Genomic DNA, 25,154 nt, shown 5'->3' with positions numbered 1-25,154 from the left:
GCTGTCGGAGCGGCTGCCGGTGCAGATCCTGGCCGATGGCTGCCACGCCTCACGCAGCCCGTCGCGCCACCTCGCTGTGCTGCGCGACCTGATCGATATCCGCGCCTGCCTGCGCGCCAGCGGCAGCAACGTTCCAGACACCGTCGAGGCCGCCATCGAGCGTATGGCAGCGATGCTGCGGGCCCTGCGCCACGGCGATGGCGGGCTGGCCCTGTTCAATGACAGCAATGAGGAGGATGCGCTGCTGATCGACGCCGTCCTGGCGCAATCGGAAGCGAAGATCCGTCCCCAGAACGACCCCGGCGCATCGGGTTTCCACCGGCTATCCGCCGCCCGCACGCTGCTGATCGTCGATGCCGGCCGGCCCGGTGCCCTGGATGGCTGCGCCCATGCCGGCACCCTGTCCTTCGAGATGAGCGTCGGCAAGGAGCGGCTGATCGTGAATTGCGGCGCCGCTTCCGGCCGGCCCGACTGGAACCGGGCGCAACGCGCCACCGCCGCCCATTCCACGCTGATCGTGGACGACGTGAATTCCGCGGAAATCCTGGAGGATGGCACACTGGCCCGGGGACCGGAGCACGTTACCGCCCAGCGCCAGGAACAGGATGGCGACCAGCTGATCGACGCCAGCCATGACGGCTATGCGGAGCGGCTGATGCTGACCCACCAGCGCCGGCTGTTCCTTTCAGCCGATGGCGCCGATGTGCGCGGCGAGGACATGCTGACGGGCAGCGGCGGCGAACGCTTCGCCATCCGCTTCCATCTGCACCCGAAAGTGAAGGCCTCGCTCAGCCAGAACGGGGCCTTCGTGCTGCTGCGCCTGCCCGGCGGGCAGGGCTGGCGGCTACGCAGCGCTGGTGCGGCGATGGAGCTGGCGGACAGCGTCTATCTCGGCCAGCGCGGCGAGATGAAGCGCAACCAGCAGATCGTGCTGTCCGGCACTCTTTCCGGTAGCGGAACGACTGTGAAATGGGCGTTGCGGCGCGAGGAAAAGCGCGCACCAGACAAGACGCCGCCGGAACAGGACTGAGAAGAAAGGCGCGAAGGAATGGCCGCAGGCTGGGTCTGGTCGATGGCAGCCCCGCTCGGGGTGCTGCTGCTGGCGGCAATGGCGACGCGCGCCGTGCTGGGCCTGCTGCTGCGCCATGCCGTGCTCGACCATCCGAACCGGCGGTCCAGCCACAACGTCGCGGTGCCGCGCGGTGGCGGCATCGCCGTCCTGGCGGCGCTGGCCATCGGCTGGATCGCCTATGCGCTGACCATGCCGGCGCTGCTGCCGGTCATGGCGCTGCTGCTGGCGGCGGCGGCTGGGCTGGCCGCCGTTTCCTTCCTCGACGATCTGTTCGACCTGAAGGCCACCACCCGCCTGCTGGCGCAGTTTCTCGCGGTCCTGCTGGGCATGCTGGCGCTGGCCGATATCGGCCCGGTCTTTCAGGGTCTGCTGCCCGGCTGGCTGGATATGCTGGCTACGCTTCTGCTGTGGCTGTGGTTCGTGAACCTGTTCAACTTCATGGACGGGATCGACGGGCTGGCCGGCGTGCAGACGGTGGCGCTGGCGCTTGGCCTTGCCCTGCTGGCGCCGCTGACCGCCGCCCTCGCCAGCTGGCAACCGCCGCTGCTGATGCTGGCAGCAGCAGCAGCCGGCTTCCTGTGGTTCAACTGGCATCCGGCGCGGCTGTTCCTAGGCGATGTCGGCAGCGTACCGCTGGGTTTCCTGCTGGGTTTCCTGCTGCTGGCCGCGGCGGCCAGCGGGCAGTGGGCGGCGGCGCTGATCCTGCCGGCCTATTACCTCGCCGATGCCAGCATCACGCTGGTCCGCCGTATCCTGCGCGGCGAGAAATTCTGGCATGGCCACCGCGAGCATTTCTACCAGCAGGCGGTCCGGCGCGGTTTCAGCCATGCCGCTGTCAGCCTGCGTGTCGCCATCGGCAATAGCCTGCTGATTGTCCTGTCCGCACTGGCCACCCATGGCCATGAGGCGCCGGCGCTGGCCGGAGCGCTGCTGGTCACTGCCGGGCTGCTGGCCTGGATGGCCCGCGCGCAACCGAAGGGCAGCCGCTAACCCATGCATATTCTCGTCACCGGCGCCGGCGGCTATCTCGGGCGGGCGCTCAGCCAGCATCTGCTGGCACATGGCCATCGCGTCCGTGCGGCGCTGCGACGGCCCACTCCCGCATCCACACCGCTCCCAGAGGGCATGGAGCCTGTCATCGTCGGCGATATCGGACCGGCAACGGACTGGCGCCTGGCGCTGGAAGGCATCGATGCGGTCATCCATCTTGCCTCGCCCGCTGACCAGAGCGGACTGGACGAAGCCAGCCTGCGGCGCATCACCGTCGAGGGCGCTATAGCCCTGGCCCGTGCCGCCTCGGACGCCGGCATCGGGCGTTTCGTTCAGGTCAGCAGCGCCAAGGTGATGGGCGAGGAGACGCCGCCCGGCCGGTCCTTCGACGACAGCGACATGCCAGCCCCGGCCACGCCCTATGCGCGCTACAAGCTGGAGGCGGAGGAGACGGTTCTGGCGGCCCTGCCTAGCGCCACCATCCTGCGCCCGCCGCTGGTCTATGGACCCGGTGCCGGCGGCAATTTCGCCCGGCTGCTTCGACTGGCGCTGATTCCACTGCCGCTGCCCGTCGCCAGTATCGACAATCGGCGGGCGATGCTTTATGTCGGTAATATGGTAGACGCCATAAGGCGTTGTCTGGAAACCCATCCGGTCTCCGGCGGCCAGCGGTTCCTCCTGAATGATGCGGAGGAACTATCGCTGGCGCAGCTGATCGGACGGCTACGCATCTCCGCCGGACGGCGGCCACTGCTGGTCCCCGGCCCCGCCGGGCTGCTGCGGCTGGCCCTCGGACCGGAGGCCGGCCGAAGGCTGGTCGGCAGTTTTTCGGTCGATGCGTCACGGTTTTCGGCAACCCTGTCCTGGTGTCACCCGTTTGACATGGAGCAGGCCCTCCTCCGGACCGTGCAAGCCAACACTCTGAACGGCTTGTAGGATACCATCCGAGAGCGTGCTAGTTTCGGTTCTGGATTGACAGCTGAGGGTCTCGCCCGTCATGCAAATCGGGGCACGGCAGTGACGAACCGCCAAGTACAGCGGATTATTGTCACCTACCTGCACGACATCGTCATGGCGGCGGTGTCCTTTCTGCTGTCGCTGTATCTGCGGTTCGGCGATGCGGTTCTGACGTTGGACCGCCGGACCGTCCTGCTAGCCTTCGGCGTCTTCATGGCGACCGCGATTGCCGTGCTGGCGACGGTGCGGCTGGACCGCAGCATCTGGCGCTATGCCTCGGTCGGCGACGCCGTGCAGATTCTGCGCGCGGTGTTGCTGACCAATCTGATCTTCCTGGCCGCCCTGTTCCTGATCACCCGCCTGGAGGATATTCCCCGGTCGCTGGTCATCATCAACCTGTTCGTGATGACCGCCCTGCTGTCGGGGCCGCGCCTGCTGTACCGGGTGCTGAAGGACCATGCCCTGCTGGGCCTTCTGGAAAGTGACAGCCAGCGCCGCGTTCCGGTCCTGCTGGTCGGTGCTGGCGACGAGGCGGACCTGTTCATCCGCGAGATGAGCCGCCTGCGCCCTGCCCCTTACCGGGTGGTCGGCGCCATCGACCACAAGGCGGGCCGGGTCGGCCGCAAAATCCGCGAGATCGCGGTGATGGGCACCTTCGAGGACCTGCCCCGCATCGTCGAGGAGCTGGACCGGCGCGGCCAGCGTCCAGAACGCATGATCATCACGCCCAAGCGCGTCGAGGGCACCGATGTCCGCGAGCTGCTGGCGATTGGCGACAAGCTGGGCATCAAGCTGTCGCGCCTGCCACGGCTGACCAATCTGGAAGGCCGTTTCGATACCGAAATCGAAATCAAGCCGATTGATGTCGAGGATCTGCTCGGCCGGCCGCAGACTGTGCTGAACCGCGATGCGGTGAGCGCGCTGATCGCCGGCCGGCGGGTGCTGGTGACCGGTGCTGGCGGCACCATCGGCGGCGAGCTGGTGCGTCAGATCAGCGATCTGGGGCCGGCGCGCCTCACCCTGATGGATAATTCGGAGTTCCAGCTCTACGAGATCGATCTCGAAGTTTCGGAGCGCCATCCCGACCTGTCCCGCGTGGCGATTCTGGGCGATGTGCGCGACCGCACCCGGGTCTCGGACGTCTTTGCCCGCGAGCGGCCGGATGTGGTGTTTCATGCTGCCGCGCTGAAGCATGTGCCGATGGTCGAATCGAACCCGAACGAGGGCGTGCTGACCAACGTCATCGGCACCCGCAACATCGCCGATGCCTGCGTCGAATCCGGCGTGCCGACCATGGTGCTGATCTCCACCGACAAGGCAATCAACCCGGCCAGCATGATGGGCGCCACCAAGCGGCTGGCCGAAGCCTATTGCCAGTCGCTGGACATTCTGGAGCGCCGCCGTGCCGGCGGACCGCGTACCCGCTTCACCACCGTGCGGTTCGGCAATGTGCTGGGCTCCACCGGCTCGGTCGTGCCGCTGTTCCAGCGCCAGCTGGCACGCGGCGGGCCACTGACCGTGACCGACCCGGAGATGAAGCGCTACTTCCTCACCGTGCGCGAGGCGGTGGAGCTGGTGCTGCAGGCCTGCACCCTGACCGATCCGCATGTCGAGGAGGGCGGCGCCATTGTCGTGCTCGACATGGGCGAGCCGATCCGCATCCTCGACCTGGCGCAGCAGATGATCCGGCTGGCCGGCCTGACGCCGGGTGTCGATATCGACATCGTCTATACCGGTCCGCGCCCCGGCGAGAAGCTGCACGAGGAACTGTTCCACGGCCAGGAAGCACTGCTGCCGACCAGCCTGAACGGCCTGCAGATCGCCACGCCACGCACCGCCGACCATGCGCTGCTCAATCGCGCTCTGGACGAACTCAATGAGGCGGCGCGCACCCGCCGCACCGATCAGACCCTGGCCCTGGTGCGCCGGCTGGTGCCGGAATATCAGGGCGAACAGCTTGCCCTGCGCAAGGTCGAACCCGGAGAATAACCGGCCCACGCATCGGAGCCGTGAAGGGGCCTCGCCTTGCTGAACGCCTATCATCGTCTGCCGCCGGCCCTGAAGGGCCTTCTGCTGATGCTGGCGGCGACAGCCGCCTTTGCCTCGATGCATGCCGCGATCCGTCACGCCTCGACCGGGCTGCATCCGTTCGAGATCGCCTTCTTCCGCAATTTCTTCATGCTGATCCTGCTGCTGCCGGTGCTGCAACGGGTCGGCTTCAGCGTGTTGCGCACCCAGCGGCTGGGGCTCTACGCCCTGCGCGGCGCGCTGAACACGGTGGCGATGCTCAGCTTCTTCTTCGCCTTGTCGATCACGCCGCTGGTTCAGGTGACGGCACTGGGCTTCTCCGCGCCGTTGTTCGCCACGCTGGGCGCCGCGCTGATCCTGGGTGAGGTGGTGCGGATGCGGCGCTGGATGGCGATGATCGTCGGCTTCGCCGGCACGCTGGTGATCCTGCGGCCGGGCCTCGTCGAGATCGATACCGGCTCGATGCTGGTGCTGTTCTCCTCTGCCATGTGGGCGCTGGCGCTGTTGTGCATCAAGAAGCTGTCGGCCACCGAATCCAGCGTGGCGATCACCGCCTATATGGCGATCTTCATGGCGCCGATGACGCTGGTCGCCGCCATCCCCTTCTGGCAATGGCCGACGCTGGATCAATATGCGGCGCTCGGGCTGATCGCCTTCCTGGGCACCATCGCACAGACCTGCATGAACCAGGCGCTGCACGAGGCGGATGCCTCCACCGTGCTGCCGGTGGATTTCGCCAAGCTGATCTGGACCACAGCGCTGGGCTATCTGCTGTTCGCGGAAATCCCGGATGGCTGGACCTATGTCGGCGGCGCGATGATCTTCGGTGCCGCGACCTATATCGGTATCCGCGAATCGCGCCTTAAGCAGAAAGACACAGCGCAGGATTGACGCCGTATATCAGCGGCTGCGGCGATCCGGCGCTTGTCTCGCCCGCCCGCATGGTCTAGACGGTGCCGCAACATTCCCGACCGCTGGAGCGACCCATGGCCGACGCCGATCTGGTAACCATCCGCCGCGCGCTGATTTCCGTTTCCGACAAGACCGGGCTGGTCGAGCTGGGGCAGTTCCTGGCCGGCCATGGCGTGGAGATCCTGTCCACCGGCGGCTCTGCCAAGGCGCTGGCCGCCGCCGGCGTGCCGGTGACGGAGGTCGCCGACCATACCGGCTTCCCGGAGATCATGGACGGCCGTGTGAAGACGCTGCACCCGACCATCCATGGCGGGCTGCTGGCGCGCCGCGACCTGCCCGAGCATGTGCAGGCGATGGAGGCTAACGGCATCGCGCCGATTGATCTGCTGGTGGTCAACCTCTACCCGTTCGAGGCGACGGTCGCGAAGGGCGCCGACTTCGACGAGGCCATCGAGAATATCGACATTGGCGGCCCGGCGATGATCCGCGCGGCGGCGAAGAATCACGGCTTCGTCGCCGTGGTGGTCGATTCCTCCGACTACGCCCCGCTGAAGCAGGAAATGGCGGAGAACAAAGGTGCCGTCTCGCTGACGCTGCGCAAGAAGCTGGCCGCCGCCGCCTATGCCCGCACCGGCGCCTATGACGCGGCGATCTCCATCTGGTTCGCCGGCCAGCTGGGTGACAGCTTTCCGCGCAGCATCGCCATCGGCGGCGAGCTGAAGCAGGTGCTGCGCTATGGCGAGAACCCGCACCAGCAGGCCGCCTTCTATACCGGCGGCGCGCCGCGTATCGGCATCGCCACGGCGACGCAGCTGCAGGGCAAGGAGCTGAGCTTCAACAATCTGAACGACACCGATGCCGCCTTCGAGCTGGTTTCCGAGTTCACCGAGCCCGCCGTCGCCATCATCAAGCATGCCAACCCGTGCGGCGTGGCGCAGGGCAAGGACGTCGCCGAGGCCTATGCGCGGGCACTGCGCTGCGACCCGGTCAGCGCCTTTGGCGGCATCATCGCGGTGAACCGCACGCTGGACGCCGCCACGGCGGAGCAGATTTCCTCGATCTTCTCCGAGGTTGTCATCGCGCCCGACGCGGATGAAGGCGCCAAGGACGTGCTGGCGAAGAAGAAGAATCTCCGCCTGCTGCTGACCGGCGGCATGCCCGACCCGCGCGAGGCCGGCATGACGCTGCGCTCGCTGGCCGGCGGCTATCTGCTGCAGACCCGCGACAATGGCTATATCACCGCCTCCGACCTGAAGGTGGTGACGAAGCGCCAGCCGACCGAGAAGGAAATCGCCGACCTGCTGTTCGCCTTCACCGTCTGCAAGCATGTGAAGTCGAACGCCATCGTCTATGTGAAGGACAGGGCCACTGTCGGCATCGGCGCCGGGCAAATGAGCCGCGTCGATTCCTCCCGAATCGCCGCCCGCAAGTCGCAGGACGCGGCGGAAGCCGCCGGTGAGTCCGAGCCGCTGACGCGCGGTTCGGTCGTGGCGTCCGATGCCTTCTTCCCCTTCGCCGACGGGCTGCTGGCCGCTGTCGAGGCCGGGGCGACCGCCGTCATCCATCCGGGCGGCTCGATGCGCGACAATGAGGTGATCGCCGCCGCCGACGAGGCCGGCATCGCCATGGTCTTCACCGGGATGCGCCATTTCCGGCACTGAGGATTCTCAATGATCGTCATGGTCGGGCTTGACCCGACCATCCAGCGAACGGTGAGGTTTGCATGGATCCTCGGGTCGAGCCCGAGGATGACGAGAGAGTAAACCTAGACACGCTCCGCCGGCAGCAGCGCTGGTGGGTGACAGATGCGCTCCAGATTGGGGATCAGCGCCCGCTCCAGGCTGCCGGCGGCCTCAGTCGCCGCGATGGCCTCCGCCATGCCGCTGGCGGCCAGCCGCAGCGCGCGCACCGCATCGCCTGGTGCCTCCAGCCAGTGGCCGAGAAACAGCGCGCCGAACAGGTCGCCGGTACCGAACACCGGCCGGTCGAGCCAGGGCGCGGTGACGGCATGCGCTTCCGCCTCTGTTACCGCCAGCGTCGCAACCTTGCCGCCTTCCAGCCGCAGCCCGGTCGCCAGCACGAGAGAAGGCCCGCGCGCGATCAGCCGCCGCGCCGCCGCGACGGCACTGTCTTTGTCTGTCACCGGCTGGTCCGCCAGCAGCGACAGCTCGAACGCGTTGGGCGCGATCATGTCGGCCAGCGGCAGCAGCATTTTGGCCATCGCGTCGGGCACGCCGTCGCGCACATAGACACGGCCCGCATCGCCCATCACCGGATCGAGCAGATAGACAGACTGCGGGTTCGCCCGTTTCACCTGCGTAACGGTCTTGGCGATGGCCTCGGCAGTAGCGGCCTCCCCCAGATAGCCGGACAGGATAGCGCCGCACTGATCCTGAACGCCCAGATCGGCCAGCCCCTGCAGCACCGCCGCGACCTCCGCCGCCGGGCGCACCTGGCCGGCGAACTTCCCGTGCCCCGGATGGTTGGAGAAGGTGACCGTATCGACCCGCCACACCGTATGGCCCAAGCAGTGCAGCGCCGGCTGGGCGGCGGCATTGCCGACATGGCCATAGGCGACGGCGGACTGGATGGAGAGCACATTCATCGGCGGGACCGGAAAGCGGAGAAGGCGGGCCACAAGCTTGCCATGCCGGCACACCTCGTGAATAGTCCCCCGCGACAGCGCCCATAACCGGACAGCCGATATGACTTCCGCCCAATCGAAATCCAGCGCCGGCAATTTCTTCGAGGATTTCCGCCTCGGCCAGAGCTTCCGCCACGCCACCCCGCGCACCGTGACCACCGGCGACGTGGCGCTGAACCTGGCACTGACCGGCAGCCGCTTCCCGGTGCAGTCCGCCGCCGGCTTCGCCGGCACCATCGGCCTGCTGGGTGCGCCGCTGGACGATCTGCTGGTCTTCCACATCGCCATCGCCAAGACGGTGCCGGACATCTCGGTCAACGCTGTCGCCAATCTGGGTTATGCCGATCTGCGCTTCGAGACCCGCGCCTATCCGGGCGACACGCTGTCCACCGTGTCCGAGGTGACCGGCCTGCGTCCCACCTCCGACGGCAAGGCCGGCATCGTCTATGTGCGGTCCCTCACCCGCAACCAGTATGACGAGAATGTCGTCAGCTGGAACCGCTGGGTAATGGTCCGCAAGCGGAACGAATCAGCGGAGACACCTGAAACCCACGTGCCCGACCTGCCGTCACTGGTTCCCGCCGAGGCGCTGACCGTGCCGGCGGGTGCGGATTTCAGCGGCTACGATACCGACGCCGCCGGCTCCCCCCATCTGTGGGAGGATTACGAAGTCGGCGAGCGCATCGACCATATCGACGGCATGAGCATCGGTGACTCCGAGCATATGATGGCCACCCAGCTCTACCAGAATACCGCGCGGGTGCATCTCGACCGGCATCTGGCGCAGGGCAGCCGGTTTGGCCAGCCGCTGGTCTATGGCGGGCATGTCATGTCGCTGGCCCGCGCGCTGAGCTTCAACGGGCTGGCGAACGCCGCCTTCATCGCGGCCATCAATGGCGGCCGGCACGCCGCCCCCAGCTTTGCCGGCGACACAATCTATGCCTGGAGCGCGGTGCTGGACCGCCAGCCGCTGCCGAACCGCGCGGATGTCGGCGCGCTGCGGCTGCGCACCGTGGCGACGAAGAACCGGCCCTGCGGCGATTTTCCCGGTGCCGAGGGCGACGATCCGTCCGTCGTGCTTGATCTCGATTATTGGGTGCTGATGCCCCGACGCGGATAGGGCCAAGCCTGACCGACAAGCCCCTTATATCAGCACTCGATAAGATGGCTTGACTCTCGGCGTGACGCTCGTTTGTATACAGTATGCAGATGAAGCCGATCGCCCTGCAGCCGCAGCTTGCCGACCGCGTCTATGACGCGATTCTGGACGCGATCTGCGACGGCCAGCTGGAAGCCGGGCAGCGCGTCACGCAGGAGGAGCTGGCGGCCGGCCTGAATGTCTCGCGCCAGCCGGTGATCCAGGCGCTGATGCTGCTGAAGCGCCAGGGCTTCCTGGAAGAGGCCGGGCGGCGTGGCTTGCGCGTTGTGCCGCTGGATGCGGCCGCGATCTCCCATGTCTATGAGGTTCGCGGCGCGCTGGACGGGCTGGCGGCCCGCGCCGCTGCCGAACGGAGCGCTGAGCGTGCCCGCATCGAAGGCCCGGCGCTCATCGACGCCGGGCGCACCATAGCCGAGACCGGCAGCGTCGCCGAGCGCACCGCACAGGATCTGGCCTTCCACCGCTTCCTCTATGCGCTGAGCGGCAATCCGCTGATCGAGGATGCGATCTCCACCCATATGCAGCACAGCCGCCGGATCATGGGCAGTGTGCTGCGCGCCCAGAGCCGCGCCCGCGATGTCTGGGACGAACACGACGCCATTCTGGAGGCGGTGATCGCCGGCGATGGCGACCGCGCCGAGGCGCTGGCCCGCGCCCATACCGCCCGGGCCGCCGAAGAGCTTATCGCCGCCCTGAAACAGGGCGGCCAGACCGACGCGGCGTAAGACCGCGCATCAATCACAGAGGAGGAAACGCCATGCAACTGACCCAGGAGCAGCTCGAGCAGTTCGAGCGCGACGGCTATGTCTTCATCCCCGATCTGTTCAGCGCCGAGGAAATCGCCGTCATGAAGGGCGAGGTGCCGGCGCTGTTCGCCCAGGACCGGCCGGAAAATGTGCGCGAGCGAGTCTCAGGCAAGGTGCGCACCAATTTCGCCGCGCACACCTATAACGATGTCTATCGCAAGGTCTCGCGCCACCCCCGCCTGATCGGGCCGGCGCAGCAGCTGCTCGGCGGGCCGGTCTATATCCACCAGTTCAAGATCAACGGCAAGGCGGCCTTCGACGGCGATGTCTGGCAGTGGCATCAGGATTACGGCACCTGGCAGGCTGACGACCAGATGCCGGAGCCGCGCGCGATGAATTTCGCCGTCTATCTGGATGAGGTGAACGAGTATAACGGCCCGCTGATGCTGATTCCCGGCAGCCACCGCAAGGGGGCGATTCCGGCGGCGCACGATCTGTCCACCACCTCCTATCCGCTCTGGGTCATCAACAATGACACGATCCGCCAGCTGGTGGCTGAGGGCGGCATCGTCGCGCCCAAGGGCGGGCCGGGCAGCGCCCTGTTCTTCCATGGCTGCATCGTGCATGGTTCGACCAGCAACATGTCGCCCTGGGACCGCTGGGTGGTCTATGTGACGGCCAACCGCACCGACAATGCGATCCGCCAGTTCAAGCGGCCGGAGTATATCGCGCACCGCGACTTCACCCCGATTGAGCTGGAAAGCGACGATTGCCTGCTGACCCACCGCCGCTCGGCCGCCGAGTAAGGGAAAAGACCATGAATCTCCACAGCATGCTGCAACAGCGCGCCGCCGAAGGCCGCCCGGTCACGGTCGGGCTCATCGGCGCCGGCAAGTTCGGCTCCATGTTCCTGGCGCAGGCGCGCCTGACGACGGGTATGCAGATCGCCGCTGTCGCCGACCTGTCGCCCGACCGGGCACGCGCCTCGCTGAAGCGGACCTTCTGGCCGACGGAGCAATATGAGGCGCGCTCCATCGAAGAGGCGCTGAAGACCGGCAAGACGCACATCACCGACGACACCATGGCGATGATCGCTTCCCCCGGTATCGAGGTCATCGTCGATGCCACCGGCCATCCCGCCGCCGGCATCCGCCATGTGCTGGAATGTTGCAAACAGGGCAAGCATATCGTCATGGTGAATGTGGAGGCCGACGCGCTGGCCGGCCCGGCACTGGCCGAGGAAGCCCGCAAGGCCGGCATCGTCTATTCGCTCGCCTATGGCGACCAGCCGGCGCTGATCGCCGAGATGGTGGACTGGGCGCGCACCTCCGGCTTCGAGGTGGTGGCCGCCGGCAAGGGCACGAAATACCTGCCCTCCTATCACCAATCGACGCCGCAGACGGTATGGGAGCATTTCGGCTTCACCGAGGACCAGCTGGCCAGGGGCGATTTCAACCCGCAGATGTTCAACTCCTTCGTCGATGGCACCAAGTCGGGCATCGAGATGGCCGCCGTCGCCAATGCCTGTGGCCTCACACCGCCCTCGGACGGGCTGCTGTTCCCGCCCGCCGGGGTCGATGCGCTGCATGACGTTCTGCGGCCGAAGGCCAAGGGCGGCGTGCTGGAAGGCGAAGGCATGGTGGAGGTTGTCTCCAGCCTGAACCGCGACGGCAGCGACGTGTTCCGCGACCTGCGCTGGGGCGTCTATGTCGTGTTCAAGGGCGCCAACCAGTATGTCCATGACTGCTTCGCGCAGTATGGGCTGCTGACCGACGAAAGCGGCGTCTATACCTCGATGTACAAGCCCTTCCACCTGATCGGGCTGGAACTCGGCATCTCGGTCGCCAACGCCGCGCTACGCAAGGAAGCGACCGGCCAGCCGCGCGCCTTCCGCGGCGATGTGGTGGCCACATCCAAGCGCGACCTTGCCCCCGGCGAGACGCTGGACGGCGAAGGCGGCTACACGGTCTGGGGCAAGCTCCTGCCCGCCGAGACCTCGCTGAAGCTGGGCGGCGTGCCCATCGGCCTCGCCCACGGCATCAGGCTGACCCGCCCGGTAAAGGCCGGCCAGCCGGTCACCTGGGCCGATGTCGAGGCCAAGGAGGACGAGGCCACCACCTACCGCCGGGCGATGGAACGGCGCTATGCCGGGGGTGCCGACGAAACGCGGGCGGCGGAGTAGAGCCGGCTCACCCCTGCATCAGCGCGGCGACGCCGGGCAGGGTCTTGCCTTCCAGCCATTCCAGGAAGGCGCCGCCGGCGGAGGAGACGTAGGAGAATGTCTCCTCCACGCCGGCATGGTTGAGGGCGGCCACCGTGTCGCCGCCACCAGCGACGGAGAGCAGCGTGCCGGCCTTGGTCAGCTTTGCCGCCGCGCGGGCCAGCGCCACCGTGCCGGCGTCGAAGGGCGCGGTCTCGAAGGCGCCGACCGGGCCGTTCCACACCAGCGTGCGGCAGTCTGCCATCTCGGCCTGCCAGGCCTCCGCCGTCTTCGGGCCGATATCGAGGATCATGCGGTCAGCCGGCACGGCATCGACACCGACCACCGCCGTCTTCGCGCCCTCGGCCAGCGCATCGGCCACCACGGCATCGGTCTGCAGCAGGATCGTGCAGTTGGCCGCCTTTGCCTTCGCCAGAATCTCACGTGCGGTGTCGGCCAGGTCGCGCTCGCACAACGACTTGCCGACCTCCACCCCCTTGGCGAACAGGAAGGTGTTGGCCATGCCGCCGCCGATCGCCAGCTTGTCCACTTTGGCGACGAGGTTGCCGAGCAGGTCCAGCTTGGTCGAGACCTTGGCGCCGCCGACCACAGCCATGACCAGGCGCTGCGGGCTGGTCAGCGCCTTTTCCAGCGCCTCCAGCTCCTGCTGCATCAGGCGCCCGGCGGCGCTGGGCAGCAGCCGGGCGATGCCCTCGGTCGAGGCGTGCGCGCGGTGCGCCGCCGAGAAGGCGTCGTTCACATAGAGATCGCCCAGCTCCGCCATCGCCTTTGCGAGGTCCGGATCATTCTTCTCCTCGCCCCCATGGAAGCGGGTGTTCTCCAGCAGCGCGATGCCGCCATCGGCCAGCCCATCGACCACCGACTTCGCGGCCGCGCCCACGCAGTCCCCTGCGAAAGCGACCGGGCGCCCGCCCAGCGCCGCCGACAGCGGGGCGACCAGCGGCTGCAGCGAATAGGCTGCGTCCGGCTTGCCCTTGGGCCGGCCGAAATGCGACAGCACGATCACCTTCGCCCCCTTGTCCGCCAGCTCCAGCAAGGTCGGGACCAGCCGCTCGATCCGGGTGGCGTCGCTGACCTTGCCATCCTGCATCGGCACGTTGAGGTCGGCACGCACCAGCACGCGCTTGCCGGCGACAGCGAGGTCGTCGAGGGTCTTGAAACGGGCCATGAATTCGTCCTGCGGCGTTACGGGAATACAATCGGGCGCTTAACAAGCACAGGCAGGGTGGCTTGTAAATGGGGCGACGGCTCAGCCCTCGCCCTGACCGCTCGGGCCGCCCCGACCGGCGAGCGGGTCCGCCGGCTTCAGCCCGTGGATGCCCAGCGATTCGAAATTCAGCACGGTGGAGGTGCTGACCGGCAGGTGCCGCGCGCGAACATGGCGGGCGGCCTCCTCGGCGATCTCGTGAAAATGCTCCAGCGGCGAATCCAGGCTGATCTTCGTGCCATTGCCGATGAGGGTAAGCTGCATCCAGCCCTGCGAGCGGTCGCGGCGGGTGGAGAAATAGGCCAGCTTCACCTCCTCCAGCGCCTGCCAGGGCAGGTGGCGGCGGCGGTGATCCACCACCGTCAGCCCGTCCTCGTCAGCCACCACGCGCGTGCGGCTGCGCAGCCATGTGCGCACCCCGAAGACTAGGAACAGCAGCCCCAGTGCCCCCAGGATCAGCGCGAAGATCCAGTGGATGCCGGGGATCAGCAGCAACGGCAGGAGGGCGAAGGCAAGGCCGATGGCGGCGCGGATATAGTCCGCGCGGATCGCCTCGCCCTGATAGCGCAGTTCCGTCGCCATCGCCCCTGTTCCCGGGCCGCTAGTTCAGATCGACCAGCACCGGCACATGGTCCGATGCTTTCTCCCAGCCGCGCGCCGGCTTCAGGATTGTCTGGCCGGCAAGGGTCGGCGCCAGATCGGGCGTGACCCAGACATGGTCCAGCCGGCGGCCGCGGTCGGACGCCTCCCAATCCTTCGCGCGGTAGCTCCACCAGCTGTAGAGCTTTTCCGTTTCGGGAACGAAATGGCGAACCGCATCGACCCAGCCGAGGCTCGATTGCAGCTTGCCCAGCAGATCGACCTCGACCGGCGTGTGGCTGACCACGTCAAGCAGTTGCTTGTGCGACCAGACATCATGTTCCAGCGGCGCGATGTTCAGGTCGCCGACCAGCACGCGGCGCTTGCCGTCGCCCTTCACACTTTCGAACCAGCCGGTGATCTCGCGCAGGAAGCGCAGCTTGTGGGCGAACTTGTCGTTCTTCTCCGGGTCGGGAATGTCACCGCCGGCCGGGATGTAGAAATTGTTCACCTCCGTGCCGTCCTCCAGCGTGACGCTGACATGGCGGCAATCCTCCTTGTCGCACCAGTGGCGCGGCCCCTCGAAGGCGAAGGGCCGGCGCGACAGGATCGCGACGCCATTGTAGCTCTTCATGCCGGCGATGGCGGTGTGGACATAGCCCGCCGCGCGGATCGGCTCGAAGGGGAACTTGTCGTCCTCGACCTTGGTTTCCTGCAGGCAGATGATGTCGGGCTGCTGTTCCTGCATCAGGCGCAGCAGCAGCGGCATCCGCAGCCGGACGGAGTTGATGTTCCAGGTCGCGATCCTGAGCGCCATCTTCCTTACACCAGCTTCACGGCAATCGCGCCGACGCCCTCGACGCTGCCTTCCATGACCTCGCCGCGCTTCACCTGCGCCACACCCTCCGGCGTACCGGAATAGATCAGGTCGCCGGGAAACAGCTCCACCAGGGTGGAGAGGTAGGCGATGGTGTCCGGCACGTTCCAGATCATGTCGCCGATATCGGCATCCTGCTTCACCGTGCCGTTCACGGAAATCTGGATGCGGCCCTTCGACGGGTGGCCGATCTTCGCTGCCGGCAGGATGGTGCCGCAGGGGGCGGAATGGTCGAAGCCCTTCGCCATGTCCCAGGGCCGGCCCATCTTCTTCGCCACCGCCTGGATGTCGCGGCGCGTCAGGTCGATACCGACGGCATAGCCATAGACATGCTCCAGCGCCTTGTCGGCAGGGATGTCCTTCCCGCCCTTGCCGAGCGCCACCACCATCTCGATCTCGTGATGCAGATCCTCGGTCGCCACCGGGAACGGCGCCTCGACCGGGGCGCCCGCGCCCTTCGGGCACAGCACGATGGCGTCCGCCGGCTTCATGAAGAAGAAGGGTGGCTCGCGGTCGGGATCATGCCCCATCTCGCGGGCATGGGCGGCATAGTTGCGGCCCACGCAATAGATGCGGCGGACCGGGAAGCCGCCCTGCTCGCCCTCGACCGGAAGGATGGTCTGGGCCGGTGCGGGAATGACGAAGCTCATCGGAAATCCTCGCTGGATGAAAGACAGTCAGGCACGCCGGGCAGCGGCCGGATCGGATGCGCCGTAAAACGGATCGGCATGAATATCGGCCGGCTTCATGCCGCGCGCAACCAGCATTCCGGCAGCCGCCTCCACCATGACCGGCGCACCCGCCATATAGGCCTTGAAGCCGGCGAAATCCGCATGATCCTCGGCCACCGCCAGATGCACGAAGCCGGTGCGGCGTTCGGTCTTTTTCTCAGGTGCGGACAGCACATAGGTGGCGGTGAAATTGCCGTGCCGCGCTTCCAGCGCGCGCAGCCTGTCCTCGTAATAGGTATCCGGCTCGTCCTGGAAACCGGCATAGAGATGGACGGGTGCTTCCACCCCCGCCGCCAGCGCGGTTTCCACAATGGCGATCATCGGGGCAAGGCCGGTGCCGCCGCCGATCAGCAGCATCGGCCCGTCATGCTCCTCGCGCCAGTAGGCCTGCCCGAATGGCCCTTCCAGCCGCACCAGATCGTCGGCATGCAGCGCCGCCTGGGCATAGGCGCTGGGGCCGGTCTCGCCGACCTGGCGGATGTGGAAGTCGATATGCGGTTCGTCCGGCCGGCTGGCCAGCGAATAATCGCGCGGCGGCTGGCCGGGAAAGGCAAGGGACGCATACTGGCCGGGCCGGAAATCGAACGGCGCCTCGTCCTGCGGCATCAGCCGGATCAGACTGGTCGCGCGCGCCAGCGGCGTGACCTCAAGCACTCGGCAAAGCCGCTCCCGCTGTGCTGCACCCGCCACCGGTCAGGCCGCGCTCAGCGTGCCAAAGCGGGCCGCGACGCGCGCCCGGCAGGCCGCACCGAACGCCTCGAACAGCGCCTGCGATACCGCATTGTAGGGCACCGGCCATTCCGGGTGCCACTGCACCCCCAGCGTGAAGGCCTTGGCGCCGGTCACGCTTACTGCCTCGACGATGCCGTCCGGCGCCACCGCCTCCACCGTCAGCCCCTCGGCCAGCCGGTCGATGCCCTGCGCATGCAGCGAATTCACCAGCACGCGGCGCGTGCCGAGCAGCTTGTGCAGCACGCCGCCCTCGGTGATGTCGATGGGATGGGCCGGGCGGTACTTGGCGTCAAAATCGACATCGCGGCGCATGCGATGGTCGAGCTTGTCCGGCATGTTCTGGATATGCTGATGCAGGCTGCCGCCCAGCGCCACATTCAGCTCCTGAATGCCGCGGCAGATCGCCAGCACCGGCACGCCAGCGGCAATCGCCGCGCGGATCAGCGGCAGCGTCGTGGCATCGCGCCCGCTGTCGCAGGCATCGCCGGGGTCGAGGTCCGGCCGGCCGTAATTATGCGGCTCCACATTGGACGGGCTGCCGGTCAGCAGCAAGCCGTCCAGCCGCTCCGCCAAAGCCGGCAAATCCAGCCGTTCGGCCAGCGCCGGGATCAGCAGCGGCATCCCGCCTGCGGCATCGGTGACGCAGGTGATGTATTTCTCCGACACCGTATGCACGGGCAGCTCGCCCGGCTGCTTGCGGCAGGCGGAGACGCCGATCAGCGGTGGCATGTCGCGCTTTGTCATGACTGAGTCAGCTAGCATCCCAGGCCCGTCAGGGCAAGGGGCGGCACGGTCTTTACCCGCTCCCACGCTCGTGAGTGGCCACAGGCGGGCAAGCGGATTATCTCTGGTCATGTCCTTCTGTAATGGAGCCGCCCTTGCCCATCGAGACCCTGCTGGCCTGGAAAAGCATTGCCGTCGGCCTCTGGATCGCGCTGTTCCTGATCGGCGAACGGCTGCTGCCCGCCGCCAACCGGCCGGTGGAAGCGCGCGGCCTGTCGCGCCTCGCCCGCAATGCCGGGCTGTGGCTGCTGAATGCCGGCCTGTCGCCGCTCATCGTCATACCCGTCTCGCTTTGGGCCAGCCAGCATACGCTGGGCTGGCGGCCAGACGCGCTGCGCGGCGGCTGGGCCCTGCTCGCCGACATCCTGCTGCTGGATTTCGTGATCTACTGGTGGCACCGCGCCAATCATGAGCTGCCGCTGCTCTGGCGCTTCCATGCGGTGCATCACCTCGACCGCTTCCTTGATGCGAGTTCGGCGGTGCGCTTCCATTTCGGCGAGGTGCTGCTGTCGGCGCTGGCGCGGGCGGCCATCATCATGCTGTTCGATATTCCGCTGGCCTCGGTATTGGTGTTCGAGGCGCTGGTGCTGATGGCCTCGATCTTCCACCATTCCAACCTGCGGCTGCCCGGGAAACTGGAGACGGTGCTGGCGCGCATCGTGGTCACGCCCTCGATCCACTGGATGCATCATCACGCGGTGCGCCGGGATACGGATTCCAACTACGCCACCATCCTCAGCCTGTGGGACAGGCTGTTCGGGTCGCGCAATCCGCAATTGCGGCGGCTGGATATGGAGATCGGCCTGGAAGGGGAAGTGCGCGACGGCGGCTTTGCCGAGTTGTTGGCCCGGCCGTTCCGCAAATCGTAACGTTATCGTATCGAAGCTGGATCAGTTGCGCGGCGACTGCACCGGCTTCTGCCTGTGCTCGAACAGATCCGGGTCCAGCTTGCGGCCATAGCTCGTATTGTTCAACGCGATGGTGGTCTTCACCCCCTGCGCGTCGGTCACGGTCCACTGCCGCAGCTCCAGCGGCAGGTCGGTGAACACCAGCGACAGCGAGCCGGCGTCAGGGTCATCGCGCTGCACCAGCGCCACGCGGATCACATTGTCCTTCGCCTGCACGCGCTCGATGCGGACATCGCCATCGAGGCGGATGGTGTCGGCCAGCAGGAAGGAAACCGGGGTGGAGCCGGTCGGGACATAGCTTTCCTGGCCCAGCTTTTCATCGACATAGACCAGCAGGGTCTGGTTCGCGAGCAGGAAGGCGGGCTCCGGCTCGGTGTACTGCACGCGCAGCTTTCCGGGCCGGGATAGATAGAAGATCCCCCGGGCGCTCTGTCCGGTCGAGGCGATCTGCTGGAAATCCGCCTGCATCGTCTTGATATTGTTCAGATAAGTTTCCAGCCGCTCGATCGTCTCGCGATCCGCGGCGGTGAGGCTGGCCGCCACGGACTGAGGCTTCGTCGAGGCTGAGTCCACCGGCCCCGCCGCCCATCCATTGGAGGGGGGAGCGGAGAAGGCGACGAGACCGGCGACCAGCGATGCGAGTAGGGGGAAGTATCGCATGACACCCAAATGGGTTGCGGTAATGAAGCACGCAAGACGTGCCGCTAAATTGCCCCGGATGGGCCGATTCCGCCGCAAAGGTGTCACAGCTTACTCGTCGGGGTCGCGCAGCAGAACCTCGCGCTTGCCGACATGGTTGGCCTTGGAAACCATGCCCTCCGCCTCCATGCGTTCGACGATGCGGGCAGCCCGATTATAGCCGATCTGCAGATAGCGCTGGATGAAGCTGGTCGAGCATTTGCCCTCGCGCGCCACCAGCTCGACCGCGCGGTCGAACAGATCGTCGCGCTCGCCATCGCTGTCGCCGCCCGACAGGCCGGCAATGTCGCCGCCCAGATCGTCATCCTCGGTGACCGATTCGACATAGTCGGGCACGCCCTGCGCCTTCAGGTGGCGCACAACATCCTCGACCTCGCCATCGCTGACGAAGGGACCATGCACGCGGGTCAGACGGCCGCCGCCGGCCATGTAGAGCATATCGCCCTGGCCGAGCAGGGTTTCCGCCCCGCCCTCGCCCAGGATGGTGCGGCTGTCGATCTTGGAGGTGACCTGGAAGCTGATCCGGGTCGGGAAGTTCGCCTTGATCGTGCCGGTGATGACATCGACCGACGGGCGCTGCGTCGCCATGATGATGTGGATGCCCGCCGCGCGCGCCATCTGCGCCAGGCGCTGGATCGCCGCCTCGATATCCTTGCCGGCGACCAGCATCAAGTCGGCCATCTCGTCCACCACCACCACGATGTAGGGCAGCGGCTCCAGATCCAGCGTCTCATCCTCGAACACCGGCTTGCCGGTATCGGCATCGAAACCGGTCTGCACACGGCGCTTCAGCACCTCGCCCTTCTTGCGCGCCTCGGCAAGGCGGAGGTTGTAGCCATCGATGTTGCGCACGCCGAGCTTGGACATGGCGCGGTAGCGGTTCTCCATCTCCCGCACCGTCCATTTCAGCGCCACCACCGCCTTGGACGGGTCGGTGACGACCGGCGCCAGCAGATGCGGGATGCCGTCATAGATCGACAGTTCCAGCATCTTCGGGTCAATCATGATGAAGCGGCAGCGCTCCGGCGGCAGCTTGTAGAGCAGCGACAGGATCATCGCGTTCACCGCCACCGACTTGCCGGAGCCGGTGGTACCGGCAACCAGCAGATGCGGCATGCGGGCCAGGTCGGCAATGACCGGAACGCCGCCGATATCGTGGCCCAGCGCCAGCGGCAGCTTGGCGGCGCTGCGCTCATAGGCATCCGATTCGAAGGTCTCGCGCAGGAACACCGTCTCACGGTTCTGGTTCGGCAGCTCGATGCCGATGACGCTGCGGCCGGGCACCACGGCGACACGTACCGACACCGCGCTCATCGAGCGGGCGATATCGTCGGACAGGCCGATGACGCGCGAGGATTTGGTGCCGGGCGCGGGCTCCAGCTCATACAGCGTAACCACCGGGCCGGGCCTGATCTTCACGATCTCGCCCTTCACGCCGAAATCCGACAGCACGGTTTCCAGCAGCCGGGCATTGGCCTCAAGCCCTTCCGGCTGCGGACCGCTGCGCCGCGCGGGGGCGGGCGTCAGCAACTCCATCTCCGGCAGCTCGAAATCGCCGCTGGGGGCAAGGTCGAGGCTCTTCTGCTTCGAGGCACTCTTGGCCGGGCTGCGCTTCTCCAGCCGCGCTTCCTTCGGCGTGGCGGCGGCCGGCTCGCGCGGCATCTCAAGGCGCGGGCTTCGGGCTGCGCGCGGCATGTCCTCCGCCTCGTCCTCTTCCGCGGCTGCGCGGTCCCGTGACAGCGCATTGCCCTTCAGCGACGGCTCCTGCCGCAGACCCTTGCGCGCCAGGTCATAGCCGGCCTTGGCTGCGGCACCGCCCAGACGGCCGCCCAGGCGCCCGCTGGCGGCAGCACCACGATAGGTCAGCGCCCCACCGGCCCAGGCCATGCGGGCGCTGCGGCGCATCAGCGCCCACCATTCGCGCAGCGAGAAGCCCAGCGTATAGAGCAGCAGCAGCGCCGACAGCAGCCCGGCCACGAGACCGACCAGCGCCAGCTCCACCGAGGCGCCCAGCAACGGCAGCAGCCCCCCCGCCTTGGCCAGCAGCAGCGTGCCGGTAAACCCGCCCAGACCGCTGACCAGCGGCCAGCCGGCCGGCGGCGTCACCACGGCCAGCGCCATGGCCGCCAGCAGCAGCCCGAGCGGCAGCAGCGCCACACGCAGCACCACACGCGCCACGCCCAGCCGGGCCAGAATGCGATAGCCCCAGGCCGCGATCACCAGCGCCAGCAGACCGCCCGACAGGCCCAGTGTCTGCAGCAGCAGATCGCCGGCCAGCGCGCCGGGATAGCCCAGCCAGTTGCGAATGGGGCCGGTATTGGCGGTATTCAGCGACGGGTCCTGCGGATGGTAGCTGGCCATCGCCAGCACCAAGGCCACGGCAAGCGCGATCAGCGCCAAGCCTGAGGCCTCACGCGCGCGGCGCTTCAGGAAGGCCGCGAAACCGGGCGGAAAAAGCGCGGTGCGGGTCGTCGCGTTGCTTGTTGTCGCCATCGGCCCCTCCGGGATGGATCAGAGCGCGCGCGCCAGACGGCCGAGCGCATCCTCCATCGTGTCATTGTCATAGACCATCGCGATGCGCAGATAGGGCGCGCCTGGGTTCACCCCGTTCGCGTCCGGCACCGCCATATAGCCGCCGGGCAGGCTGCGGATCGCCGCCTCCTTCCACAGCCGCGCGCAGACCGCCTCGCCATCGCCGACATCAAGCCACAGGAAGAACCCCGCCTGCGGCCGGAAATAGCCCGCCTTGCCGTCGAGCAGCCGGGTCGCGATGTCGAAGTTGCGGCGGTACATCGCCTGATTCTCGCGGACATGGTCCTCGTCGCGCCACAGCGCCGTGGCGGCGGCCACGATCGGCAGCGGCATCGGCGTGCAGGCATAGCCGATCAGCTCGCCATAGCGCGCCATCACCTTGGCATCGCCGGCGATGAACCCGGCGCGCAGGCCCGGCGCCGAGGAGCGCTTGGACAGCGAATGGAAGACCACGACATTGTCCATCGGCGTGCCGTTCGGCCCGTCGCCCAGCGCGGCGCAAGCCTCCAGCGCGCCGGCCGGCGGCAGCGCATCATAGATTTCCGCATAGCACTCATCGACCGCCAGCACGAAATCATGCTCGCGCGCCAGCTTGATCCAGCTTTTCAGATAGGCGACGTCACCCACCGTGCCCTGCGGGTTGGACGGTGTGCACAGGTAACACAGCGCCGTGCGCTCGAGCACCTCCCTGGACACGCTCTCCGGGTCGGGCAGGAAGTTGGTGGCCGCGGTCGCCGGCAGATAGACCGTCTCCGCATTGGCGGCCAGCGCTGCCCCGCGATAGACGTGATAGGAGGGGCTGGGCACCAGCACCACCGGCTTGCCACCACCCTTGGCCGCCGGGATCGTCACCAGCGCCAGCATGAACAGCGGCTCCCGCGAGCCCGGCACCGGCACGACATTGCGGTCGGGGTCGACGAAGCCCGCCGGCAGCTTGTAGCGCGCGGTCAGCCAGTCGGCGACGGCCTGGCGATAAGCCGGCGTGCCCAGTGCTGGCGGATACTTGTTCCAGAGGTGGCCATTCTCCTGGATCACCTCGTTGATGAAGGCGGGCGGCTGGTTCTGCGGCTCGCCGACCGACAGCAGCAGCGGCGCGTCGTTGCTGACCGGCTTGATCGGGTCGAGCAGCGCGCTCAGCTTGCGGAACGGATAATCGGCGAGAGCGTCCAACCGGTCATTGATCATCGCGGTGCCCAGTAATGCGGTGCCAAACTGAAACTGCCTGATAAAACGGCAAAAAGGGGTCGCCGTTCTGGCAATCCCTCCATGGGCACTATACCGGCGAAAAAGATAAAGACAATACAGAAGGCTAAGCCGGTTCGTTGAGTCCTGATGTTAGCTTCTGGCTCGACCCAAGAAAAAGCCCGGACGGCAAACCGTCCGGGCCAGTTTCTTCTCGGCTTGACCGGGCCTTAGCCCCGGCCGAACTCCGGATAGGCTTCGAGGCCCAGCTCCGCCTTGTCGAGGCCGAGTGCCTCTTCTTCCTCGCTGACCCGGATGCCCATGGTGACCTTCAGCACCAGCCAGAGGATGGCGCTGGTAACGACCATGAACACGCCGATGCCGACGATGCCGATCACCTGGGTGACCAGGCTGCCGCCACCGAAGATGCCGACCGCCAGCGTGCCCCAGATGCCGCACACCAGGTGGGCCGGGATCGCGCCGACAACGTCGTCGATCTTCAGCTTGTCGAGCAGCGGCACGGTGACGACGACGAGGATGCCGCCGATGGCGCCGATGATGATCGACAGGAAGTGATGCGTCAGGTCAGGGCCGGCGGTGATCGAGACCAGGCCACCAATGGCACCGTTCAGCGCCATGGTGAGGTCGATCTTGCCGTACAGGATCTGCGTCAGCAGGCAGGCCGCAACCACGCCGCCGCAGGCCGCGAGGTTGGTGTTGGAGAACACTATGGCCATGGCCGAGGCATCCAGCGCCGAGCCCAGCGCCAGCTGCGAGCCGCCGTTGAAGCCGAACCAGCCCAGCCAGAGCACGAAGGTGCCCAGCGTGGCCAGCGGCAGGTTGGCGCCCGGCAACGGGCTGACCCGACCGTCGGCGGTGTACTTGCCCTTGCGTGCGCCGAGGATGATGGCGCCGGTCAGGGCCGCCCAGCCACCCACCGAGTGCACGATGGTGGAGCCGGCGAAGTCGCTGAAGCCCATCTCGCTCAGCCAGCCGCCGCCCCAGGTCCAGGACCCCTGGATCGGGTACAGGATGCCGGTCAGCACGGTGGTGAAGATGATGAACGGCCAGAACTTGATGCGCTCCGCCAGCGTGCCCGAGACGATCGAGGCCGCGGTGGCGACGAACACCATCTGGAAGAACCAGTCGGACATGACCGAATAGCCATTGTCGACCACGGCGGCGATCTGCTCAGCCGTCGCCTCGTCGGCACCCAGCAGGGCCAGTTCCGCCTCGGAGGTATTGTAGAACAGCGAGAAGGAACCGATCCAGCCACTGACATCGGTGTACATCAGGCTGTAGCCGATCAGGTAGTACATGATGCCGGCGATGGCATAGAGCGTGATGTTCTTAAGGCAGATCGCGGCCGTGTTCTTGGACCGCACCAGCCCCGATTCCAGCATCGCGAAGCCGGCGGCCATCCACATGACCAGCGCGCCGCAGATCAGGAACGAAAACGTGTTGAAGACGAATGCCGTTTCCGCCGAAACCTCGGCGGCGGCGGGTGTTGCCGTCAGCGCCACCGGAATGGCGACCAGGGCCGCCAGCCCGGCCCCCTTGCTCAGCTTTGCAGCGAGCTTGTTGAACCCCATCATCATTGCCTCCTCGCAATCCCTAGAGCGCGTCCGCGTCGGTTTCGCCGGTGCGGATGCGGATCGCCCGCGCCACGTCCAGCACGAAAATCTTGCCATCGCCGATCCGGCCGGTATTGGCCGCCTTCTGGATCGATTCGACGACGGATTCGGCGAGATCGTCGGAAACCACCAACTCGATCTTCACCTTCGGCAGGAAATTCACGGCATATTCGGCGCCGCGGTAGATTTCGGTCTGCCCCTTCTGACGGCCAAAGCCCTTCACTTCACTCACTGTGAGGCCCTGGATGCCCAGCTCGGTCAGCGCTTCGCGCACTTCGTCGAGCTTGAAGGGCTTAATGATCGCCATAATCAGCTTCATGTCGCCCGCTCCCCTTCCTTCCGGTGTAACAACAGCCCGCAGACGCGGGTCTGGGAGCGGTAACTCAAGAAGCATGCCGTTTATGAGAGTCCGGGCGGATGCCAGCGAATCCGGGCGACTCGCGGCGCTTTGCTCAGAAGGTCGTCAGAAAAGCTTCATTTTATGCCTATTTTTTAGCCAATATCAGCCAGATGTGACCAAAATTTAGCCGCACGCTGCGGCATCGCGCCACTGGACAGGAT

General features: G+C 66.8%; 23 protein-coding genes. 11 read left to right on the top strand and 12 right to left on the bottom strand.

What is annotated here, in order from left to right; genetic code table 11:
• From P24_RS03405 to purH, 6 genes are all read left to right on the top strand, one after another.
• Positions 1 to 1,030 (top strand): heparinase II/III family protein (locus P24_RS03405; protein WP_040706303.1); only part of this gene is annotated, 1,030 nt, incomplete at its 5' end.
• 18 nt (positions 1,031 to 1,048) lie between these two features.
• Positions 1,049 to 2,062, top strand: coding sequence for an MraY family glycosyltransferase (locus P24_RS03400; protein WP_008943295.1), 1,014 nt, complete (start codon positions 1,049 to 1,051; stop codon positions 2,060 to 2,062).
• 3 nt (positions 2,063 to 2,065) lie between these two features.
• On the top strand, positions 2,066 to 2,998 hold the full coding sequence (locus P24_RS03395) for an NAD-dependent epimerase/dehydratase family protein (protein WP_008943294.1): 933 nt from the start codon (positions 2,066 to 2,068) through the stop codon (positions 2,996 to 2,998).
• An 81-nt stretch (positions 2,999 to 3,079) separates the two neighbouring features.
• Positions 3,080 to 5,008: a polysaccharide biosynthesis protein gene (locus P24_RS03390; protein WP_008943293.1), complete on the top strand. Its 1,929-nt coding sequence runs from the start codon at positions 3,080 to 3,082 to the stop codon at positions 5,006 to 5,008.
• Positions 5,009 to 5,044: 36 nt separating this feature from the next.
• Entirely contained in the window at positions 5,045 to 5,938 is an 894-nt protein-coding gene (locus P24_RS03385) for a DMT family transporter (protein WP_008943292.1), read from the top strand.
• Between the two features lie 95 nt (positions 5,939 to 6,033).
• Positions 6,034 to 7,620 (top strand): bifunctional phosphoribosylaminoimidazolecarboxamide formyltransferase/IMP cyclohydrolase, encoded by a 1,587-nt coding sequence (gene purH / locus P24_RS03380; protein ID WP_008943291.1) that lies wholly within the window; start codon positions 6,034 to 6,036, stop codon positions 7,618 to 7,620.
• A 104-nt stretch (positions 7,621 to 7,724) separates the two neighbouring features.
• Here the strand turns inward: purH and pdxY are convergent, their stop codons facing one another.
• Positions 7,725 to 8,597 (bottom strand): pyridoxal kinase, encoded by an 873-nt coding sequence (gene pdxY, locus P24_RS03375; protein WP_156816152.1) that lies wholly within the window; start codon positions 8,595 to 8,597, stop codon positions 7,725 to 7,727.
• Positions 8,598 to 8,664: 67 nt separating this feature from the next.
• On the opposite strand from pdxY, the gene P24_RS03370 reads away from it, so the two are divergent.
• The 4 genes from P24_RS03370 (at position 8,665) to P24_RS03355 (ending at position 12,690) form a co-directional block, all read left to right on the top strand.
• Positions 8,665 to 9,723: a MaoC family dehydratase gene (locus P24_RS03370; protein ID WP_008943289.1), complete on the top strand. Its 1,059-nt coding sequence runs from the start codon at positions 8,665 to 8,667 to the stop codon at positions 9,721 to 9,723.
• 83 nt (positions 9,724 to 9,806) lie between these two features.
• Positions 9,807 to 10,487, top strand: a complete 681-nt coding sequence (locus tag P24_RS03365) for a GntR family transcriptional regulator (RefSeq protein ID WP_008943288.1) — start codon at positions 9,807 to 9,809, stop codon at positions 10,485 to 10,487.
• 32 nt (positions 10,488 to 10,519) lie between these two features.
• Positions 10,520 to 11,314 carry a phytanoyl-CoA dioxygenase family protein gene (locus P24_RS03360; protein ID WP_008943287.1) on the top strand — a complete coding sequence of 265 codons (795 nt, stop codon included), beginning with the start codon at positions 10,520 to 10,522 and terminating at the stop codon, positions 11,312 to 11,314.
• Between the two features lie 11 nt (positions 11,315 to 11,325).
• A complete protein-coding gene (locus P24_RS03355; RefSeq protein ID WP_008943286.1) occupies positions 11,326 to 12,690 on the top strand; it encodes an NAD(P)H-dependent oxidoreductase in 1,365 nt (454 codons plus the stop codon).
• Between the two features lie 7 nt (positions 12,691 to 12,697).
• On the opposite strand, the gene P24_RS03350 is transcribed toward P24_RS03355, so the two are convergent.
• From P24_RS03350 to P24_RS03325, 6 genes are all read right to left on the bottom strand, one after another.
• Entirely contained in the window at positions 12,698 to 13,897 is a 1,200-nt protein-coding gene (locus tag P24_RS03350; protein WP_008943285.1) for a phosphoglycerate kinase, read from the bottom strand.
• 81 nt (positions 13,898 to 13,978) lie between these two features.
• Entirely contained in the window at positions 13,979 to 14,518 is a 540-nt protein-coding gene (locus P24_RS03345) for a PH domain-containing protein (protein WP_008943284.1), read from the bottom strand.
• A gap of 19 nt (positions 14,519 to 14,537) precedes the next feature.
• On the bottom strand, positions 14,538 to 15,332 hold the full coding sequence (gene xth / locus P24_RS03340) for an exodeoxyribonuclease III (RefSeq protein ID WP_008943283.1): 795 nt from the start codon (positions 15,330 to 15,332) through the stop codon (positions 14,538 to 14,540).
• Between the two features lie 5 nt (positions 15,333 to 15,337).
• Positions 15,338 to 16,042 carry a fumarylacetoacetate hydrolase family protein gene (locus P24_RS03335; RefSeq protein WP_008943282.1) on the bottom strand — a complete coding sequence of 235 codons (705 nt, stop codon included), beginning with the start codon at positions 16,040 to 16,042 and terminating at the stop codon, positions 15,338 to 15,340.
• A gap of 27 nt (positions 16,043 to 16,069) precedes the next feature.
• A complete protein-coding gene (locus tag P24_RS03330; RefSeq protein WP_008943281.1) occupies positions 16,070 to 16,777 on the bottom strand; it encodes an FAD-binding oxidoreductase in 708 nt (235 codons plus the stop codon).
• Between the two features lie 39 nt (positions 16,778 to 16,816).
• Positions 16,817 to 17,599 (bottom strand): gamma-glutamyl-gamma-aminobutyrate hydrolase family protein, encoded by a 783-nt coding sequence (locus tag P24_RS03325; protein ID WP_156816151.1) that lies wholly within the window; start codon positions 17,597 to 17,599, stop codon positions 16,817 to 16,819.
• Positions 17,600 to 17,733: 134 nt separating this feature from the next.
• Here P24_RS03325 and P24_RS03320 point away from each other — a divergent pair, with 134 nt between their 5' ends.
• Positions 17,734 to 18,507 (top strand): sterol desaturase family protein, encoded by a 774-nt coding sequence (locus P24_RS03320; RefSeq protein WP_008943279.1) that lies wholly within the window; start codon positions 17,734 to 17,736, stop codon positions 18,505 to 18,507.
• A 21-nt stretch (positions 18,508 to 18,528) separates the two neighbouring features.
• Here P24_RS03320 and P24_RS03315 read toward each other — a convergent pair whose 3' ends face one another.
• The 5 genes from P24_RS03315 to P24_RS03295 form a co-directional block, all read right to left on the bottom strand.
• Positions 18,529 to 19,089, bottom strand: a complete 561-nt coding sequence (locus P24_RS03315; protein WP_008943278.1) for a LolA family protein — start codon at positions 19,087 to 19,089, stop codon at positions 18,529 to 18,531.
• A gap of 207 nt (positions 19,090 to 19,296) precedes the next feature.
• Positions 19,297 to 21,738, bottom strand: coding sequence for an FtsK/SpoIIIE family DNA translocase (locus tag P24_RS03310; RefSeq protein ID WP_008943277.1), 2,442 nt, complete (start codon positions 21,736 to 21,738; stop codon positions 19,297 to 19,299).
• A gap of 18 nt (positions 21,739 to 21,756) precedes the next feature.
• On the bottom strand, positions 21,757 to 22,962 hold the full coding sequence (locus P24_RS03305) for an aminotransferase class I/II-fold pyridoxal phosphate-dependent enzyme (RefSeq protein WP_008943276.1): 1,206 nt from the start codon (positions 22,960 to 22,962) through the stop codon (positions 21,757 to 21,759).
• Between the two features lie 227 nt (positions 22,963 to 23,189).
• Complete coding sequence (amt, locus tag P24_RS03300) at positions 23,190 to 24,557, bottom strand: ammonium transporter (RefSeq protein ID WP_008943275.1); 1,368 nt, start codon at positions 24,555 to 24,557, stop codon at positions 23,190 to 23,192.
• A gap of 16 nt (positions 24,558 to 24,573) precedes the next feature.
• Positions 24,574 to 24,912, bottom strand: coding sequence for a P-II family nitrogen regulator (locus tag P24_RS03295; RefSeq protein WP_008943274.1), 339 nt, complete (start codon positions 24,910 to 24,912; stop codon positions 24,574 to 24,576).
• Positions 24,913 to 25,154: the final 242 nt, after the last annotated feature.

The organism is Oceanibaculum indicum P24, from assembly GCF_000299935.1.
Lineage (GTDB): Bacteria > Pseudomonadota > Alphaproteobacteria > Oceanibaculales > Oceanibaculaceae > Oceanibaculum > Oceanibaculum indicum.
Note: the sequence above shows the minus strand (reverse complement) of the source record. Positions and strands in the feature narration are given on the sequence as shown.